At 68.1% G+C, this 16733-nt stretch carries 17 protein-coding genes; 8 read left to right on the top strand and 9 right to left on the bottom strand.

Annotated features, from left to right (window positions below; all coding sequences use genetic code 11):
* Positions 1 to 41: 41 nt before the first annotated feature.
* The 3 genes from ABRP18_RS03915 to ABRP18_RS03905 all read right to left on the bottom strand — a co-directional run bounded on the left by ABRP18_RS03915 (position 42) and on the right by ABRP18_RS03905 (position 3639).
* Positions 42 to 1382 (bottom strand): cytosine permease, encoded by a 1341-nt coding sequence (locus tag ABRP18_RS03915; protein ID WP_113681528.1) that lies wholly within the window; start codon positions 1380 to 1382, stop codon positions 42 to 44.
* A gap of 258 nt (positions 1383 to 1640) precedes the next feature.
* Positions 1641 to 3044: a threonine synthase gene (thrC, locus tag ABRP18_RS03910; RefSeq protein ID WP_349885581.1), complete on the bottom strand. Its 1404-nt coding sequence runs from the start codon at positions 3042 to 3044 to the stop codon at positions 1641 to 1643.
* 88 nt (positions 3045 to 3132) lie between these two features.
* A complete protein-coding gene (locus ABRP18_RS03905) occupies positions 3133 to 3639 on the bottom strand; it encodes a methylated-DNA--[protein]-cysteine S-methyltransferase (RefSeq protein WP_113681530.1) in 507 nt (168 codons plus the stop codon).
* A gap of 168 nt (positions 3640 to 3807) precedes the next feature.
* Between ABRP18_RS03905 and ABRP18_RS03900 the strand changes: the two genes are divergently transcribed.
* Complete coding sequence (locus ABRP18_RS03900; protein WP_113681531.1) at positions 3808 to 4620, top strand: alpha/beta fold hydrolase; 813 nt, start codon at positions 3808 to 3810, stop codon at positions 4618 to 4620.
* A 57-nt stretch (positions 4621 to 4677) separates the two neighbouring features.
* On the opposite strand, the gene erm is transcribed toward ABRP18_RS03900, so the two are convergent.
* The 3 genes from erm to ABRP18_RS03885 all read right to left on the bottom strand — a co-directional run bounded on the left by erm (position 4678) and on the right by ABRP18_RS03885 (position 7467).
* Positions 4678 to 5442, bottom strand: coding sequence for a 23S ribosomal RNA methyltransferase Erm (gene erm / locus ABRP18_RS03895; protein WP_349885580.1), 765 nt, complete (start codon positions 5440 to 5442; stop codon positions 4678 to 4680).
* A gap of 226 nt (positions 5443 to 5668) precedes the next feature.
* A complete protein-coding gene (locus ABRP18_RS03890) occupies positions 5669 to 6271 on the bottom strand; it encodes a response regulator transcription factor (protein WP_061015550.1) in 603 nt (200 codons plus the stop codon).
* Positions 6268 to 7467: a histidine kinase gene (locus ABRP18_RS03885; RefSeq protein ID WP_308472280.1), complete on the bottom strand. Its 1200-nt coding sequence runs from the start codon at positions 7465 to 7467 to the stop codon at positions 6268 to 6270. The genes ABRP18_RS03890 and ABRP18_RS03885 overlap by 4 nt, the downstream gene beginning before the upstream one ends.
* Positions 7468 to 7623: 156 nt before the next feature.
* On the opposite strand from ABRP18_RS03885, the gene ABRP18_RS03880 reads away from it, so the two are divergent.
* The 5 genes from ABRP18_RS03880 to ABRP18_RS03860 all read left to right on the top strand — a co-directional run bounded on the left by ABRP18_RS03880 (position 7624) and on the right by ABRP18_RS03860 (position 11157).
* Complete coding sequence (locus ABRP18_RS03880) at positions 7624 to 8172, top strand: hypothetical protein (RefSeq protein WP_058630427.1); 549 nt, start codon at positions 7624 to 7626, stop codon at positions 8170 to 8172.
* 61 nt (positions 8173 to 8233) lie between these two features.
* Positions 8234 to 8569, top strand: coding sequence for a helix-turn-helix transcriptional regulator (locus tag ABRP18_RS03875; RefSeq protein WP_058630426.1), 336 nt, complete (start codon positions 8234 to 8236; stop codon positions 8567 to 8569).
* The gene (locus ABRP18_RS03870; RefSeq protein ID WP_113681534.1) at positions 8569 to 9270 is read left to right on the top strand and encodes a cation transporter; all 702 of its coding nucleotides are present in this window, start codon (positions 8569 to 8571) and stop codon (positions 9268 to 9270) included. The genes ABRP18_RS03875 and ABRP18_RS03870 overlap by 1 nt, the downstream gene beginning before the upstream one ends.
* A 34-nt stretch (positions 9271 to 9304) precedes the next feature.
* A complete protein-coding gene (locus ABRP18_RS03865; RefSeq protein ID WP_349885579.1) occupies positions 9305 to 10213 on the top strand; it encodes an SDR family NAD(P)-dependent oxidoreductase in 909 nt (302 codons plus the stop codon).
* A gap of 38 nt (positions 10214 to 10251) precedes the next feature.
* Positions 10252 to 11157 carry an arginase family protein gene (locus tag ABRP18_RS03860; protein WP_349885578.1) on the top strand — a complete coding sequence of 302 codons (906 nt, stop codon included), beginning with the start codon at positions 10252 to 10254 and terminating at the stop codon, positions 11155 to 11157.
* A gap of 16 nt (positions 11158 to 11173) precedes the next feature.
* On the opposite strand, the gene ABRP18_RS03855 is transcribed toward ABRP18_RS03860, so the two are convergent.
* From ABRP18_RS03855 to ABRP18_RS03845, 3 genes are all read right to left on the bottom strand, one after another.
* A complete protein-coding gene (locus tag ABRP18_RS03855; protein WP_113681772.1) occupies positions 11174 to 12454 on the bottom strand; it encodes a hemolysin family protein in 1281 nt (426 codons plus the stop codon).
* 94 nt (positions 12455 to 12548) lie between these two features.
* Complete coding sequence (locus ABRP18_RS03850; RefSeq protein WP_061015555.1) at positions 12549 to 13589, bottom strand: TerC family protein; 1041 nt, start codon at positions 13587 to 13589, stop codon at positions 12549 to 12551.
* Between the two features lie 234 nt (positions 13590 to 13823).
* Positions 13824 to 14513, bottom strand: coding sequence for a GntR family transcriptional regulator (locus ABRP18_RS03845; protein WP_308431943.1), 690 nt, complete (start codon positions 14511 to 14513; stop codon positions 13824 to 13826).
* Between the two features lie 114 nt (positions 14514 to 14627).
* Between ABRP18_RS03845 and ABRP18_RS03840 the strand changes: the two genes are divergently transcribed.
* Complete coding sequence (locus tag ABRP18_RS03840) at positions 14628 to 15590, top strand: bile acid:sodium symporter (RefSeq protein ID WP_349885576.1); 963 nt, start codon at positions 14628 to 14630, stop codon at positions 15588 to 15590.
* 60 nt (positions 15591 to 15650) lie between these two features.
* Positions 15651 to 16643: a DUF418 domain-containing protein gene (locus tag ABRP18_RS03835; RefSeq protein WP_349885574.1), complete on the top strand. Its 993-nt coding sequence runs from the start codon at positions 15651 to 15653 to the stop codon at positions 16641 to 16643.
* Positions 16644 to 16733 lie beyond the last annotated feature (90 nt).

Genomic DNA, 16733 nt, shown 5'->3' with positions numbered 1-16733 from the left:
ATTCTCGCTTTCCGGTGAGGGGATGTCTGTCTCGGGGCCGGTCAGGCCGCTGCTGCCGCTTCTTCGATCGGGGCTGCCTGTCGCGTCGTGGCGACTCCGACCCCGCGCACCCAGCCGAGCTTGCCCGCCACGATGTACAGCACCATGGAGAGGAAGAGACTGAGCAGGGACGGGATGCCCCACGTGACGAAGTATCCGACGAGTGCCGAGACGAGCCAGACGACGATGGTCGCGGGCACGATGCGCGGTGCCGTCGCCGGCAATGTGCCGGCTTCTCGGGTGGCGTCGAGCTCGGGGCGCCAGCGACGCACGATGTAGTACTCGGCGACCATGATCCCGGCGATCGGCGGGAATGCGACGCTGAGCACGATCAGGAACTCGGTGAACTGGCCGAGGATGCCGACTGCGGCGAGCACGGACCCGACGATGCCCAGCACGATGGTCGTCGTGACGCGGTGCAGGTTCTTGCCGAACGCGGTCGAGATGAAGTTCACGAGTCCCAGCGTGGAGGAGTACAGGTTCCAGTCGTTGATCTTCAGGGTGCCGGTGAGCACGATGAACAGACCGATGAAGCCGACCGACGAGGTCACGATCGCGACGATGTCGCCACTGGCGGCCGCGTGGGCGAGCAGCACGCCGGCGAGCCCGATCACGAACTCGCCGAGCGAGACGCCGACCACGGTCTGCTTGACGACGTCGGCGCGGGAGCGGTTGAAGCGGGTCATGTCACCGGTGATGATCGCACCGACGATGAGACCGCCGGCGACGATGCCGGTCCCGGCCCAGACGCTCATGGTCGGGCCTGGGGCAGGACCGGTGAGCAGTTCGCCGATGTCGTGGCGGGTGAGCTCGGAGATGACCGACCAGCCGACCAGGATGAGGAACAGCGGCACGGTGATGTTCGCGAGCCACTGCATCCCCACGAACCCGAAGGCCACGATCGCGGTGACGGCGAGACCGAAGATGAGGCTCCAGGCCCACACCGGCAGGGCACCGGGCATGAGCGCGTCGAGAGACTGGGCGGAGATGGCCGACTGGATGCCGAACCAGCCGATCAGGCTGATGCCGATCGCGAGGCCGACCAGCGAGGCTCCGATCTCGCCGAAGCCGGTCCAGCGGGCGAGGAGTGCGGTGTTCAGGCCTTCGCGCTGGCCGATGAAGCCGACCACGCACATGATCACCTCGAGGATGAGCGAGCCGAACAGGAAGGCGAGGACGGCCTCGCCGAAGGTCATGCTGTAGCCGAGAGTCGCGCCGAGGAGGAACTGCGAGAGGGCCGAGACCTGTCCGAATCGCTGCACGGCGATTCCGAACCAGGGTTTGCGGGCCTCGGGAGTCACTCGGGAGAGCGCGAAGTCGTCTGCGTGCGCCGTGCGTGCCATGAGGATCCTTCGGGAGGAGGAGGACGGGTTGTGCGCCACAGTAGCGACGCTTCCCACGGCCCCGACATGTGCATATCGCACGAGAATCACGCGAGGATGTGCAGGTCGCACACCTAAGGTTCCTCTTCCTCGCCTGTCTCTTGTCCAAGAACGACGCCGAGACCCACGCTCAACGCCGAGACCCCCTCCTGCCGACGCGGGCAGGAGGGGGTCTCGGCGCCAGGCGTGGGTCTCGAGGACGGCCTGGGGCGCGTGGAGTCAGTGCAGCGCGTTGGTCTCGATGAAGGCGCGCAGGGCCTGCTCGTCGTCGCCCATCTCGGTCACGTGCTGAGGCGCATCGAGCATCTCCTGCAGCTCCGGCGCGTAGCCGAGCTCGACACCGATGGCCTCGTGGAGCATCTCTGCGAACTTCTCGGGCTTCGCGGTCTCGAGCACGAGCATCGGCACGCCGGGCTCGACATACTCGCGGGCGACCTTGACACCGTCGGCCGTGTGCGGGTCGATGACCTCGCCGGTCGCCTCGTACACCGAGCGGATGGTCGCCAGTCGATCCGCGTGCGTCGACGTGCCGCTGACGATGCCGAACTCTTCGAGGAAGCGCTCCTTGTCGGCGGAGAAGTCGAAGTGGCCCTGCGCCTCCAGATCGTCCCAGGCGCCGACGACGCGAGCGGGGTCGCGGCCGACGAGCTCGAAGATGAAGCGCTCCAGGTTGGACGCCTTCGAGATGTCCATCGAGGGACTCGACGTGGCGAGGGTCTGGGCGGCGCTGCGCGGTCGATAGACGCCCGTGCGGAAGAACTCGTCCAGCACGTTGTTCTCGTTAGCTGCGAGCACGAGACGACGGATCGGGAGTCCCATCTGCTTCGCGAAGAAACCGGACAGGATGTTGCCGAAGTTCCCGGAGGGCACCGTGAACGACAGCTCTGTCCAGCCTCCGGCATCCGTCGCCCGCAGCCAGGCCCAGAAGTAGTAGACGGTCTGCGCCGTGATGCGTGCCAGGTTGATGGAGTTCACCGCGCCGAGGTGCTGGGCGTGCTTGAAGTCGAGGTCGCCCGCGAGCTTCTTCACGAGGTTCTGGCAGTCGTCGAAGACGCCCTCGACCGCGATGTTGTGCACATTCGCGTCATCGAGCGAGAACATCTGCGCCCGCTGGAACGCGCTCATGCGGCCCTGCGGCGACAGCATGAACACGGCGACGCGCTCCTTGCCGCGCAGCGCGTGCTCCGCCGCCGAGCCGGTGTCTCCCGAGGTGGCGCCGAGGATGTTGAGCACCGCGTCGTTGCGCTCCAGCGTGTACTCGAGCACCTGGCCGAGGAACTGCATGGCCATGTCCTTGAACGCGAGCGTCGGTCCTTCGGAGAGCCCGACGAGCGTCAGGTCGTCGTCGATCGCGCGCAGCGGCACCACACCGTCGGGGAAGTCGGCGTACGCGGCATCCGTCATCCTGGCCAGGTCTGCACGGGGGATGTCGGTGGCGAACAGCCCGAGCACCTCGGTCGCGAGTTGCGGATACGTCAGCGCACGCCAGCGCTCGAGCGTCTCGCCATCGACAGTCGGCATGACCTCGGGCACCGCCAGTCCGCCGTCGGGCGCGAGGCCCTCCAGAAGCGTCTCGCTGAACGACTGCGGCTGCATGCCGCCGCGGGTGGAGATGAACTGCACGTTGGCTCCTCGGCTCGGGACTCGGCCCGTCCATTCTCGCAGGGTGTTCCCCGTCGAGTTGACGCGATGACGGAGGCGGGCGCTGCACTCAGAACAGCGAGGTGGGCAGTGCCCCTTCGTGCTCCAGCAGCCAACGCTTGGTCTCGAGCCCGCGACCGACGTCGCCGCCCGAATAGCCGCCGAGTCCGTCGCCGGCGACGACCCGGTGGCAGGGGACGATCAAGGGCACGGGGTTGGCTCCCATGATCGAGCCGATCCCCCTGGCGGGCACCGCGGTTCCGCTGCGTGCGGCCAAGCCGCCGTACGTGATCGTCTCACCCTGCGCGACGGTCTCGTGCAGGGCAAGGAGCACAGCTTTGGTCGCCGCGGTCTGCACGCCGAGGTCGACCGGCACGTCGAAGCACCGCAGCCTGCCGTCGAAATAGGCTCGGAGTTGCGCGAGAGCTTCCGTGAGCAGCGGATCGGCGCCCGGCTCGGACACCACCACACTCCCGTCGGGCGGAGTCGACCGCCACGTGACGCGGGTGATCGCCCCACCGTCGCTGACGACTCCGACGACGCCGACCGGAGTCGCGAGCGTTCCGAAAGCCGACATGCGTCGAGAGTACCGCCCGTTCCGGACACGCAGACCGGCCGAACGATCACGGCGCGGAGGAGCGATCTCGCGGGGAGAGGGTATGGCGCCCCGCCGCTTCCGGCGCGACCCTGGATGGTGGCATCCCTTACCGTGCACGATCACCATCTCGCTGACAAGGAGCACCCTATGAACACCACCACGGCCGCGCTCGACCTCGCCGATGTCCGTCTGCACTACGAGCTCCGCGGCGAGGGACCGCTGCTCGTCCTGATCGGCGCGCCGATGGATGCCGACGCCTTCGCTCCCTTCGCCGACGAGCTCGCCACCGATCACACCGTCCTCACCACCGACCCGCGCGGGGTCAAACGGAGCATCCTGCACGACCGCTCGCAGGGCTCCAGTCCCGAGCAGCGCGCCGATGATCTCGCGGCGCTCATCGAGCACGTCGATCGCGGACCCGCGAGCGTCTTCGGCTCCAGCGGCGGCGCCGTGACCAGCCTGGCGGTCCTGCAGGCGCACGGCGACCTCGTATCCGTCGTCATCGCCCACGAACCCCCACTCCTGGAACTGCTGCCCGACCGCGTCGAACAGCGCCGCCTCACCGACGAACTCCGGTCGGCGGCGCTCTCCGGCGACCGCGTCGGCGCCTGGAGGCTCTTCTTCGCGCAGGCGAACATCCCGATGCCCGAGGAGGCGCTCGTCCAGTGGTTCGGCGGCGAGGTCGATCCGCAGCATCACGCCGACGAACAGTTCTGGTTCCGTCACGAGCTTCCGGCCAGCGTGCGCTGGGAGCCCGACCTGGAGGCACTGCGAGCGCGCACGGCCGACCTCGTGCTCGGAATCGGCCGGGAGTCGGTCGGCCAGCTGTGCGAACGCACGACGACTGCCCTCGGGGAACGGCTCGGAGTCGAGCCGACCCGGTTCCCCGGCGACCACACCGGATTCGTCGATCACCCCGGGGAGTTCGCCGCGCGTCTTCGTGAGGTGCTCGACCGCTGAGGAACGCCCGCCGATCGAGGCCATCGAGCGCACGACCAGCTCGACGGCCTCGACACGTCAACCGCGGCAGAGCTGATGCCAGAGCGCTGCCCAGTGCTCCGGGCGCAGCTCACGGGGAAGGCGACACTCCCTCGCCCCGGCTGCCGCCACTGCCCGCCGGGCCTTGCCCATAGGGATGCGTGCGGCGGCGGCCACGACCGCGGCGAGGCTCCCCCCTCGGCCCGTGAACATCGCGCGGACGAACGCCTCGTACCGCTGCCGATCCGATACCGCGACGAGAGGCGACCCCCGACGGGTGATGGCGAGCAGACCGCCGTCGACACTCGGCTGCGGTGTGAAACCCCACGCGGGGACGCGCCCTTCCAGGGCGAACTCGAACCACGGCGCGGACTGCGCCGTCATCATGGTCGCGCCGCCCACACCGGCGCGCTTGCGCGCCACCTCCCATTGCGTGAGCAGCACCGCCTCGTTCCAGCGGTCGCCCGAGAGCAGGCGCCGCAGGATGGGCGTCGTCACGTGGAAGGGGATGTTGCCGACCACGGTGTCCGCATCGAGCGGGTGCCGTGTGGCGTCGGCGATCTCGATGCGCACACCGGGCAATGCCCTGCGCAATCGGTGCACGCGGTGCTCGTCGACGTCGATCGCGGTGAGCGGTCTGCCCAGATCCGCGAGCACGCGAGTGAGCGCTCCGTCGCCGCAGCCGAGTTCGAGGATCGAGCCCGAGGTACGACCGACGAGGGCGGCGATGCGGGTCAGGGTCGGGCGGTGGGTGAGGAAGTTCTGGCCGAGTTCGTGACGGCCGCCATGGATTGAACGAGGCATGAGTGCGCTCCAGAAGAAGAATCGGAGCACCTCGGAGGAGGGAGACGACGCGAAGAAGCGTCAGTGAGGACTGCCCGTCCCGAGGTGCGATGACATCTCGGTGGACGGCGCGCAGATGCGTGCGGAGAGCGAGCGCGCCGTCAGGCGCGGCGGTCGCGGAACACGAGAGTGCGCCCCATCACGGGCGCTGCGCATATTGTTCCCATGCCTGCCAGCATATCCGCCCTCAGATCCAGCCGCGCTCCTCGGCCATCAGCACGGCCTGCTGACGGGTTCCGACCGAGAGCTTCCCGAGGATGACGGAGATATGGTTGCGCACCGTCCCCGGGGCGAGTGAGAGCGCCCGTGCGATCTGGCCGGTCGTCTCCCCACGCCGACCGGCACGCAGCACGTCGAGCTCGCGGTCCGTGAGCGGTGAGCGCTCGTCGCTCAGCGCATCGGCGGCGATCTCCGGATCGACATAGCGAGCCCCCGCCGCGACCCGGCGGATGACAGCGGCGACCTCGTCGGCCCCACGGGACTTCGGCAGGAAGCCGGAGACACCCGAGGCCAGGGCACGTCGCAGCACTCCCGGGCGTGCATGTCGAGTCACCACCACGCACCGCGTCGCGATCGCCCTGTTCAGCTTCTCCGCCACCTGCACGCCGTCGAGGCCCGGCATCTCCAGGTCGAGCAGGCAGACGTCCGGCTGCAGCCGCAGAGCCTCGGCCACGGCCTGCTCGCCGTCCTCGCACTCGGCGATGACCTCGATATCGTCTTCCAACCGGAGGAGGGCTGCGAGCGCGGATCGGATCATCGCCTCGTCATCGGCGAGCAGCACCCGGATCATCGAGCCTCCTCCGATCCCATCGGCACAGTGACGACGACGACGAATTCGGTGGCCTCACGCCGGACATCGAGAGTTCCGCGCGCTTCCTCGATCCGCCGCCGCACACCGTCGAGGCCCGATCCGTCGTGCTCGATATCGGCGTCGACCGCGACATCATTCGCGATCTCATAGCGCCAGTCGTCGCCGACGCGACCCAGCAGGAGGCGTGCATACCGTCCGCCGCCGTGTCGGAGAACGTTCGTCGTCGTCTCCCTGATGACCGGACCGAGGGCGGATGCCGGTGCGGCGTTCGCATCCGCATCGATCGTGGCTCCCACATCGAGGCCGGCCGCCGTCAGGAGATCACGGGCGTTGGCGAGTTCGTCTCCCAGCGGCACGGAGCGGAAGCGCGTCGCGAGGTCTCTGGTCCCCTGTCGCGCCTCGTCGACGCTGATCCGCGCCGCACGGAGTTGCTCCATCCCCGCATCGGCGTCACTCGGCAGCAGACGCTCGGCGAGCTCCAGCTGCAGCGCGATGACCTGGAGGTGATGCCCCTGCAGGTCGTGCACGTCGGTCGCCACCCGGAGGCGTTCCTGCGTGGCGGCGAGCCGAGCCTCGGAGGCCCTGGCGCGATCGAGGGTGATCAAGACATCCCACCACCACAGCGAGGTGACCGTCATCACGGGGAGGAAGACGGTGTAGGCGGCGGTGAAGAGGAAGGGCACCTCGGGAGCGACGTCGAGGTGCGAGTCGACCACTGCGAGGGCGGCCAGGACGACCGTCGCAGCGATGACGACCTTGTATCGGACACCCGGCTGCCAGTTCAGCAGCACGATCGACTGCACGATGGGCATGAGGGCGAGCTGCCAGCTCCCGATCAAGCCGCCGGCAGCCGCACCATAGGCGACCGCGATGAGGAGCGGTGCGCCGAGGCGCATCCAACGCACACCCGGCTCCGCGTCCAGACGATGCCGATAGTCGAGGAGCAGCGAGACTGTGGAGGCGACCCAGAGGATTCCACCGCCTCCGACGATCACACCGCCGATACCCCGGAGGTCGACCGCGAGCGTGGTGACCGTCCACGCAGCGACAAGCGCGAGTTCGAACATGATGACTGCGGACGCCGTGTACCACCAGGTCGCGGTCACACCCCGCGACAACTGCCTCGCTCCCGGACTCGGCCCGACGGAGGCAGGGGGCTCGATACGACTGCTCACGCTCCCCACGATAGGGCCGTGACAGTTGTCACGGACGCGTCGTGCGATCTGCCCGGGAAGCGATGACGGGCCGACACTGCCGCCGAAGGGAGCATTCGGCTGGACTGGAGTCATCGCATCGGAGACTCCGATCGCACCGACAACCGGGAGTATCCCATGAACCTCATCGAGACCTTCCAGAACCTGGTGGCCCAGGTCCCCGAACTCGTGCAGCCGCTCATCGTCGCCCTCGCCGGCGCGATCCCCTTCATCGAGGGTGAAGGGGCCGTGAGCATCGGCATCATCGGCGGCATCTCTCCGGTGATAGCCGCGATCGCCGCGATCGTGGGCAACTTCCTCTGCGTCCTGGTGGTAGTGATCGTCAGCTCCGGAGCCCGACAGGCCGTCGTGAACCGTTCGCGAGCCAAGACCGCGGCGCTCGCCGGTGCCGGCGGCGGCACGATCGACGAGCCGGCCGCGGATGCGGCCGACACTGGTCGCGGCACCGCGCGTCGCGAGAAGTTCCAACGTGCGTTCGAGCGCTACGGCGTTCCCGGGGTGAGCCTGCTCGGACCGCTCCTGCTGCCGACGCAGTTCACCGCGACCATGCTTGCGGCTTCCGGCATCGGCAGGGCGCGCATCCTCTTCTGGCAGGCTCTGGCCATCATCGGCTGGACCACCGTCGTCGCCGTCATCGTCGGAAGCGCGGTGTACGCGATCCGCTGATCTTCGTGAGGAGACTGGATTCAGAATATCTTGAATTCAGTCTTTTCTGTACAGTTGAGCTGTGACCACCGCTCTCGCCTCCCTCACCCACACGGCAGCAGTCGCCCGTCTGGGGCACGCCCTCTCGGACGCCACCCGGGCCGGTGTGCTGCTGGCACTGCGAGAAGCGCCCCGATACCCCGCCGACCTGGCCGATGCGCTCGGCGTCTCACGCCAGGCCATGTCGAACCACCTCGCCTGCCTCCGCGGATGCGGGCTCGTCGAGAGCGTTCCGGACGGACGCCGAAGCAGCTACCGACTCGCGGATCGCCACCTCGCTCCAGCCCTCGACATGCTCATGCGGGTCACGCTGATCGTCGAGCCGGACTGCTGCTCGGGTGAAGGCTGCACCTGCTGATGACCCCCACGGCAGCCGCGACGCGCCGCGAGACCCTCCACCGCCGCATCCGCCTGATCGTCGGAATCACCATCGGCTACAACCTGATCGAGGCGGTCATCGCGATCGCCGCCGGATCCGTCGCCTCGTCAGCCGCGCTCGTCGGCTTCGGACTGGACTCCACGATCGAGGTGCTCTCCGCGGCCGCGGTCGCCTGGCAGTTCACCCGCCGCGATCCGGAACGCTGGGAGAAGCCGACTCTGCGCGTGATCGCCATCGCCTTCTTCGCACTGGCGATCTATGTGACGGCGACGTCCGCGACCGCGCTGGTCACGGCCGAGCGCCCCGAGCACAGCACGATCGGCATCGCTCTGACCGCGATCAGCGTCGCGGTCATGCCGTTCCTCTCCCTCGCCGAACGCCGCGCGGGGCGAGAACTGGGTTCGGCCACGGCGGTCGCAGACTCGAAGCAGACCCTCATCTGCACCTACCTCTCCGCCGCGGTGCTGGTCGGGCTGGTCGCGAACTCGCTGCTCGGCTGGTGGTGGGCCGATGCGGTCGCCGGTCTCGTCATCGCCGCCTTCGCGGTGCGCGAGGGCCTCGAGGCATGGCGGGGCGACGCCTGCGCGACGTCGGTCGGGATGCTGCTCGAGAACGACGACCACGACCACGACCACAACCACAACCACGACCACGACAACGACAACGACGACGCACGCTGAAGCCGCCCCCAGGGGCGGCACCTAGGCTGAGGGGATGGAAACCGCTCCCCCGACGTCGGCTCGGGATCTGCTAGGTCGGACGGTTCTCGTCACGGGCGCGAACGCGGGCATCGGCTACTGGTGCGCGGAGCAGCTCGCCGCACGTGGCGCACGCGTCGTCCTCGGCTGTCGCTCCCCCGAACGCGCGCGCACGGCGGTCTCCTCGATCAGAAGCCGGGTGCCGGACGCCGACCTGCGCGTGCTGGCACTCGACCTCGGCTCGCTCGGAAGCGTGTCAGACGCAGCCTCCGGAGTGGATGAACGCCTCGACGCGATCATCTGCAACGCCGGCGTGAAGGCGGCGGATCGGGCGGCGCGCACGAGCGACGGCCACGACCTCATGGTCGGCACGAACTTCCTCGGTCACTTCGCCCTGGTCGCACAGCTCGAGGCGGGGCTCGCTCCGGATGCCCGTGTGGTCGCGGTCGGCTCGATCGCCCACCGTTTCGCACGCCTCGACCCGGCGACGCTCCACGACCCGTGGACCGGTTCCTCACTGCAGCAGTACGGGCGGTCGAAGGCGTCTCTGATGGCTTTCGCGTTCGAGCTGGCACGGCGCTGGGGCGGCTCATCCCGCTCGGCGGTCTGCGCGCACCCGGGCTATGCGGTCGACCCGCTCACCCCTCAGCGGCCCGGCCTGGCGGCGGTGCCCGGATTCGTCCGCGCGCTGGCGGCACCGACCAAGATGCTCGTGCAGGGCAAGGATGGCGGGGCGCTGCCGATCGTCCATGCTGCGACATCGGCGGAAGTCCTCAACGGCGAGTACTGGGGTCCCGGCGGTGTGCTCGAGTTCCGCGGAAGCCCCGCGCGGGTGGCGGCGTCGGAGGAGGTGCGCTCATCCGAGGTGGGCGCGGCGCTGTGGGCGGCGGCCGAGCGCCTCACCGGGGTGCCCTTCCCGACGTGACGGCGCCGGGTGTCCGACCCCTGCGACAGGATGAGGCCATGATCACGCTGCTCTCCGCGCCGTCCAACCTCGGCCTCCGCCCGCCACAGCCCGGCGCGGTTCCGGGTGCGGCGAAGGCCCCGGAAGCGCTGCGCGAGGCCGGGCTGTTCAGCCGATTCGCCGCGTTCGGCGCCACCGACTCGGGCGTCGTCCTCCCCGGACGCTATGTCGACGACGCCGCGACGAGGCCCCCCGGCCACGTGCGGAACGAGGTCGCGATGGTCGATCACGCGCGACGCCTCGCCGCCCGCATCGGTCAGGCGTTCGACAGGGATGAGGCGCCGCTGGTGATCGGCGGCGACTGCTCGATCCTCCTGGGTGCAGGCATCGCCTCCGCCCATCGCGGCGGGATCGGACTCGTGCACATCGACGGCCACACCGACTTCCGCCACCCCGGCAACGACCCCGACAGCGCGAGCGTGGCCGGGGAAGACCTCGCCGCGGCGGTGGGACTGCACTGGCCGGCCATCGCCGACATCGACGGCAGCGGCCCTTACTTCCCTGCCGCCCGCACCGCGCACATCGGCCACCGCGACGACGACGAGCAGCAGCAGGAGGCACGCGCCGTCCTGGGGAAGGTTGCTCCGGCAGCGGAGGTCCTGTCCCGCGGAGCACAGTGGGTCGGCGCGGAGTGTGCCGCAGTGGCAGGGCCGGCCTACTGGCTGCAGCTCGACGTGGATGTGCTCGACCCCTCCGTCATGCCCGCGGTCGACAGTCCCGACCCGGGAGGGATCGGCGCGGCGGAGCTCACCGCACTGCTGCGGGAGCTCGCGCCACGCGCCGTCGGCGCCTCCGTGACGGTTTTCGACCCCGACCTCGACCCCGATGGGCGCTACGTCCGCCTGCTGGTCGATGTCCTCTCGGAGGGACTCCACGAGCTGGGAACCCTGACACCGCGCACCTGACGACGGAGGCGCGGGATCAGGCGTCCGACTCCGCGATGGGATCGGTCATGACCCGCACGCGCGCGATGCGTCGGCGGTCCATCTCGGCGACCTGGATCGTCGCACCGGGAACCTCCACGGTGTCTCCGACCACGGCGAGGCGTCCCAGCTGCTCGGTCACGAAGCCGGCGATGGTGTCGGACGATCCGCGCGGCATCGCCAACCCGGTCGCCTCTTCGAAGTCCTGCAGGTTGAGTCGCCCGTCGATGCCGTCGTCCGCCGAGATGAACACCTCCGCGTCGTACTCGTCGAAGATCTCGCCGACCACCTCCTCCACGAGGTCTTCGAGGGTGACGAGACCGTCCGTCCCGCCGTACTCGTCGACGACCACCGCGATGTGATGCCCCTCGGCCCTCATGCGGGTCAAGGTCGGCAGCACGCGCGCGGTCGAGGGGATGTAGGGGATGTCGCGCATGAGCGCGCTCAGCGGACGGGTCGGATCGTCGGCGGCAGCCTCGAACAGGTCGCGCACGTGCACGAACCCGGTGATGTCGTCGATCGAGGTCTCCGACACGGGGTAGCGCGAGAACGGCAGGTCGCGCACCTGCGCGATCACCTCTCCGACCCGCGCGGCCTCGTCGAGGGCGACGACCTCGGGGCGCGGCCGCATGACCTCGCTGACCTGGCGTCCGCGCAGGGACAGCACGTCGTCGAGGATACGTCGTTCGTCATCCGGGAGCCCCTGGTGGCTGGCCACGATGTCGCGCACCTCCTCGTCGGTCATCTCGTCGCTGGTCTTGTGCGGATCCCCTCCGAGCAGCCGGACGAGGGCGTTGGTCGAGACCGAGAGCAGCCAGATCACCGGACGCATGATCGTCGCGAACCCGTTGAGGGCTGGCGCGACCGCGTAGGCGAACTGCGCGTTGCGCTGGATCGCGAGACGCTTCGGCACGAGCTCGCCGAGCACCAGCGACAGGTACGCGATCACGAGGGTGAGCACGAGCGTCGCGACGGTCAGCGAGAGGGCGGGCGTCAGCCCCCACGACTCGAGAACCGGTGCCAGGGACGGCGCGATCGACGTCGCACCGTATGCCGCCGAGGCGAAGCCCGCGACGGTCACACCGATCTGCACCGCGGACAGGAAGGTGTTGGGATTGCGAGCGAGGGAGGCGACCTTCGCTCCACGACGACCGCGCTGCCCGATGGCGTTGATCTGACTCTCACGCAGCGTGACCAGCGCCATCTCCGTCGCAGCGAAGACACCGCCGATCAGCACGAACGCGAGGACGAGGGCGATGTTCCAGAGCAGGTCGCCCATCAGTGGGCCGCCTCGTCTGTGGTGGGGTGAGCGCCCGGGACGAACCGGGCGCTCGTACTGTCAGAGTCCGAAGAGTCAGAACAGCGCTGCGCGCTCAAGAGTGCTCCTTGTTGTCGGTGGTGTTGTTGGTGTGGGTGGTGGATTCGGTGGATGAGACCTCGTGGCCCGAGGCCGGGACGCGACGGGTCTTGATCAGGCTGGCCACGGTGGCCACGGCGATCGTCGCGCCGATGAAGAGCAGCGAGAACCAGATCGGGATCTCGGGGGCCCACTCGACGCCCTGGCCGCCGTTGATGAACGGAAGCTCGTTGACGTGCAGCGCGTGCAGGACCAGCTTGACGCCGATGAACGCGAGGATGACGGCGAGGCCCTGAGCAAGGTAGACGAGCCGCTCGAGCAGCCCGCCGATCAGGAAGTACAGCTGACGCAGACCCATGAGCGCGAAGGCGTTCGCCGTGAAGACGATGTACGCCTGGTCGGTGAGGCCGTAGATCGCGGGGATCGAGTCGACCGCGAACACGAGGTCGATGAAACCGATCGCGATGATCGTCAGCAGCATCGGAGTGACGAAGCGCTTGCCGTTCTTCACGACGGTGAGGCGGTCGCCGTTGTAGTCCTCGCTCACCGGCAGGTGACGACGCACGAAGGTCATGAACCGCCCGTTGGCCGGGTTGCTCTCGTGGTCGCTGAACGCCTGACGGTAGGCGAGCACGAGCAGCAGAGCACCGAACAGGTAGAAGATCCAGGAGTAGTTCTCGATGAGCGTCGCGCCGATGGCGATGAAGATTCCGCGCAGGATCAGCGCGATCACGATGCCGATCATCAGCACCTTCTGCTGGTACTTCTTCGGCACGGCGAAGCCGGTCATCACGATGAGGAAGACGAAGAGGTTGTCGATCGACAGCGCCTTCTCCGTGAGGTAGCCGGCGAAGTACTCGCCGCCATACGTCCAGCCGGAGACGACGCCGATGCCGACACCGAACAGCAGCGCGAGGCTGATGTAGAAGATCGACCAGCGGGCCGATTCACCGATCGTCGGCTCGTGCGGCGTGCGCACGTGCGCGAAGAACTCGTAGACGAAGAACGCGATCGTGACGGCGATCGTGATGATCCAGATCAGGGGGGTGACGTCCAAATTCGGGCTCCAGACTCGGGGTACGACAGTACCGCCAAAGTCTTCTCCATTCCATGGAACATGGAACCGGTGGCCCGGGATGCGACATGCATCCGTAATGACGACCCCACCGTGTCGGAGTACTCCCCTTGGGTTCCCCCAGATTAGGAGAACACCCTTTGCGCTTCCTGTGGATCTGCCGGGAACGTCCCGCTCCGAGCGAGGAAGGAGCGTCGGCGATCGATGCGGGAGCTGCTAGTCCCCGATCTCGGGCCGGGTGAGCTCCTGCTCCTCGGCGCGATCGATGATCGCGGGGAGCACTTCATCGAAGAACGTCACGAGCACAGCCCGGGTCTCCACGGCATCGCGCTCGAGGATCGCGCTGCGCAGGGAGTCGACGAATCCACCGACACCCTCCCAGTCGAAGGCATCCCTCGCGTGCTGACCGAACCGGCGGATCTGCGGCCCGAGGCGTTCGATGATGACCGCCCGCGAGGCGTTGCCCTCGATGCGCGCGAAGCCCGTCGCCGTGCCTCGCAGCGCGACACCGAAGCCGGCGACGTCGCGCGACTTGATCGCGGCAGACATCTCATCCGCGAGCTCGGCGAGGTACGCGAGATCGTCATCCTGGATGAGCGGCATCATGTGGCGCACCGATCCGATCCAGATGTCTCCGAAGAGGTCGACCGCGTTGCGGACCTGATCGAGGTCGATCGGCGCTACCCGGGTGTAGCGGTTGCGCTGCATCTCGACGAGGCCGTGGTCTGCCAGTCGGTCGAGAGCGTGCCGGATCGGAGTCTTCGAGGTTCCGAGGCGCTCGGCGAGCTCGTAGTCACGCAGCCGCTCTCCCGGGCGCAGCTCACCGCTGATGATCGCGTCCTGCAGCCGGTTGTAGGCCTCATCGCTCATCGACCTGCGCTCGAGGGGTCCGCCTGAGAGTGCCACTGCCTTGTCCTCCGCTCGAGCACGCAAATGTAGTAGAGCCTGAAGTTCTACCTACACTGCAATGTATCGCATCCCGCGTAATCGCCGTGAAAAAACAGGGTCTTGGAGGTGGTGATGCGCGAGCTGACGGCATGGGGCGAGCGGCACCAGGTGATGTTGTACCTGACCTCCATCGTCGTCGGCGCCGCGATCGGTCGATGGGCACCTGCGAGTGCTCCGTGGTGGGAGTCTGCGATGACCCCTGCCCTGGGTCTGCTGCTCTACGCGACGTTCCTGAGCGTGCCTTTCTCTCGCGTCGGGCGGGCCTTCACCGACTGGCGCTTCCTCGTCACGCTGCTGATCGTGAACTTCGCCGTCGTGCCGCTCGTGGTGTTCGGCCTGACCAGGTTCGTCGCCACCGACGAAGCCGTGCTCCTCGGTGTACTGCTCGTGCTGCTCACTCCCTGCGTGGACTACGTGATCGTGTTCACCGGCCTCGCCGGTGGCGACCGCGCCCGGCTGCTGGCGGCGACTCCACTGCTCATGCTGGTGCAGATCCTCCTGCTCCCCGTCTATGTCTCCCTCATTATGGGGCCGGGCGTTCTGCGTTCGTTCGATGCCCGCCCTTTCGTCGACGCGTTCCTCCTCCTGATCGTGCTGCCGCTCGGGCTGGCCGCGCTGACGCAGCTGACGGCGAGGAGACACGCGTTCGCTCGGGCCGTCGAGCAGGGATCGGCAGGGGGAATGGTGCCGCTCATGATGCTGACCCTGTCCACCGTCGTCGCCTCGCAGGTGGCGGACCTCGGCGATGCATGGGCCGGCGTGCTCGTGACGGTTCCGCTCTTTCTGGGATTCGCCGTGATCGTCGGGCCGCTCGGAGCCCTGGCGGCACGCGTCGCACGACTCGATGCGCCGGGGCGGCGTGCCGTGGTGTTCAGCGCCGTCACCCGCAACTCGCTCGTGGTGCTGCCGTTGGCACTGGCTCTTCCGAATGCTTTCGCGATCGCCCCGCTCATCGTCGTGACGCAGACGATGGTGGAACTGATCGTCATGGTCGTGATGGTGGCGCTCGTCCCACGCCTGGTCCGGGGCGACTGACCGCTCTCCACCCACAGCCGATATCCCGCCCGTATCGCGTCGCTCGACGTCATCCGCGGCGTGGCCATCATCGGCACCCTCACGAGCAACATCTGGCTGTTCCGCGCGTTCTTCGGCGAACGGGTCATCGACATCTGGTGGGATGACCTGCTGTCGGCCGCCTCGAACGGCAAGTCCCTCGGGCTCCTGCTCCTCGACGGAGTGCTGAACTACATCTTCGTGGTGCAGTTCGACGTGCTCCGGGCCTATGCGATCCTCGGTTTCGTGGTCGCCTTCGTGCTCCTGCTGCCCGAGAAGCGCCAGTGGATCTTCATCGGGGTCGCACTGACCGCGCACATCACCCTCATGCTCATGCCGCTGTTCACCGCCGATGGCACCTTCATGCTCCCGGGGCTCGTGTTCCCGGGAGACGCGGGCGATTCGAGCGGCCAATCGGGGTACTGGGCGACGGTGCAGGCGAACTCACTGACCGTGTTCTCCGACCTCACCATCGGCACGGACACCGGGTCCATCCTTTCGCTCGGGCTCGTGCTCTTCACGCTGGGCGCGATCCTGTATCGCCACGGGCTGTTCGAACCGCGAGGGGCACGCCTGCGCAGGTGGGTCATGATCATCGGACTCGGCATCGGTCTTCCGCTGGAGCTCACCTTCTTCCTCGCGCAGGACCAGTTCGGGCTCGACCGGTTCCTCTCCGCTCCCTTCGTCGCCTTCGGCACCCTCGCCCTGATGGCCGCGTTCTATCAGAGACACCCCATCGGGTTCGTCGGGCGGCAACTCTCCCTCGTCGGACGGATGGCGTTGAGCTGCTACGTGCTGCAGAACATCCTCGGGAGAGTCGCGCAGCAGCTGATCGGTCACTCGCCGCTGTCGACGACGCTCGACCCACTCGTGGGAACCCTCGTGATGTTCGTCGGCATCGCCGGCATCGTCGTCCTCTTCGCGAACCTCTGGTCCCGCCGGTTCCGGAAAGGACCGCTCGAGTACATCTGGGACGTCAGCTTCCGATTGCTCACTCGCAGGCTGTCCGATCTCACGAAACATGTCGGACCGTGAGACGCAACGCCCTTGGAAAGACGGGCGTCTGATCTGCCGCCGAGGCTGCCTGTTGTCTCACGAAGCGCGTCGGAAAGATCACGCCTCACC

Source organism: Microbacterium sp. WHRI 7836 (assembly GCF_040223885.2).
Taxonomy (GTDB): Bacteria; Actinomycetota; Actinomycetes; order Actinomycetales; family Microbacteriaceae; genus Microbacterium; species Microbacterium oxydans.
The sequence above is the reverse complement of the archived record's forward strand: the minus strand, read 5'-3'. Positions and strand labels throughout refer to the sequence as shown.

What these genes read in the sequence shown, in the direction of transcription:
- ABRP18_RS03915 (WP_113681528.1), bottom strand. Translation starts at nt 1,382, where the DNA reads ATGGCACGCACGGCGCACGCAGACGACTTCGCGCTCTCCCGAGTGACT.
- ABRP18_RS03905 (WP_113681530.1), bottom strand. Translation starts at nt 3,639, where the DNA reads ATGTCGGCTTTCGGAACGCTCGCGACTCCGGTCGGCGTCGTCGGAGTC.
- ABRP18_RS03900 (WP_113681531.1), top strand. Translation starts at nt 3,808, where the DNA reads ATGAACACCACCACGGCCGCGCTCGACCTCGCCGATGTCCGTCTGCAC.
- erm (WP_349885580.1), bottom strand. Translation starts at nt 5,442, where the DNA reads ATGCCTCGTTCAATCCATGGCGGCCGTCACGAACTCGGCCAGAACTTC.
- ABRP18_RS03890 (WP_061015550.1), bottom strand. Translation starts at nt 6,271, where the DNA reads ATGATCCGGGTGCTGCTCGCCGATGACGAGGCGATGATCCGATCCGCG.
- ABRP18_RS03880 (WP_058630427.1), top strand. Translation starts at nt 7,624, where the DNA reads ATGAACCTCATCGAGACCTTCCAGAACCTGGTGGCCCAGGTCCCCGAA.
- ABRP18_RS03870 (WP_113681534.1), top strand. Translation starts at nt 8,569, where the DNA reads ATGACCCCCACGGCAGCCGCGACGCGCCGCGAGACCCTCCACCGCCGC.
- ABRP18_RS03865 (WP_349885579.1), top strand. Translation starts at nt 9,305, where the DNA reads ATGGAAACCGCTCCCCCGACGTCGGCTCGGGATCTGCTAGGTCGGACG.
- ABRP18_RS03860 (WP_349885578.1), top strand. Translation starts at nt 10,252, where the DNA reads ATGATCACGCTGCTCTCCGCGCCGTCCAACCTCGGCCTCCGCCCGCCA.
- ABRP18_RS03855 (WP_113681772.1), bottom strand. Translation starts at nt 12,454, where the DNA reads ATGGGCGACCTGCTCTGGAACATCGCCCTCGTCCTCGCGTTCGTGCTG.
- ABRP18_RS03840 (WP_349885576.1), top strand. Translation starts at nt 14,628, where the DNA reads ATGCGCGAGCTGACGGCATGGGGCGAGCGGCACCAGGTGATGTTGTAC.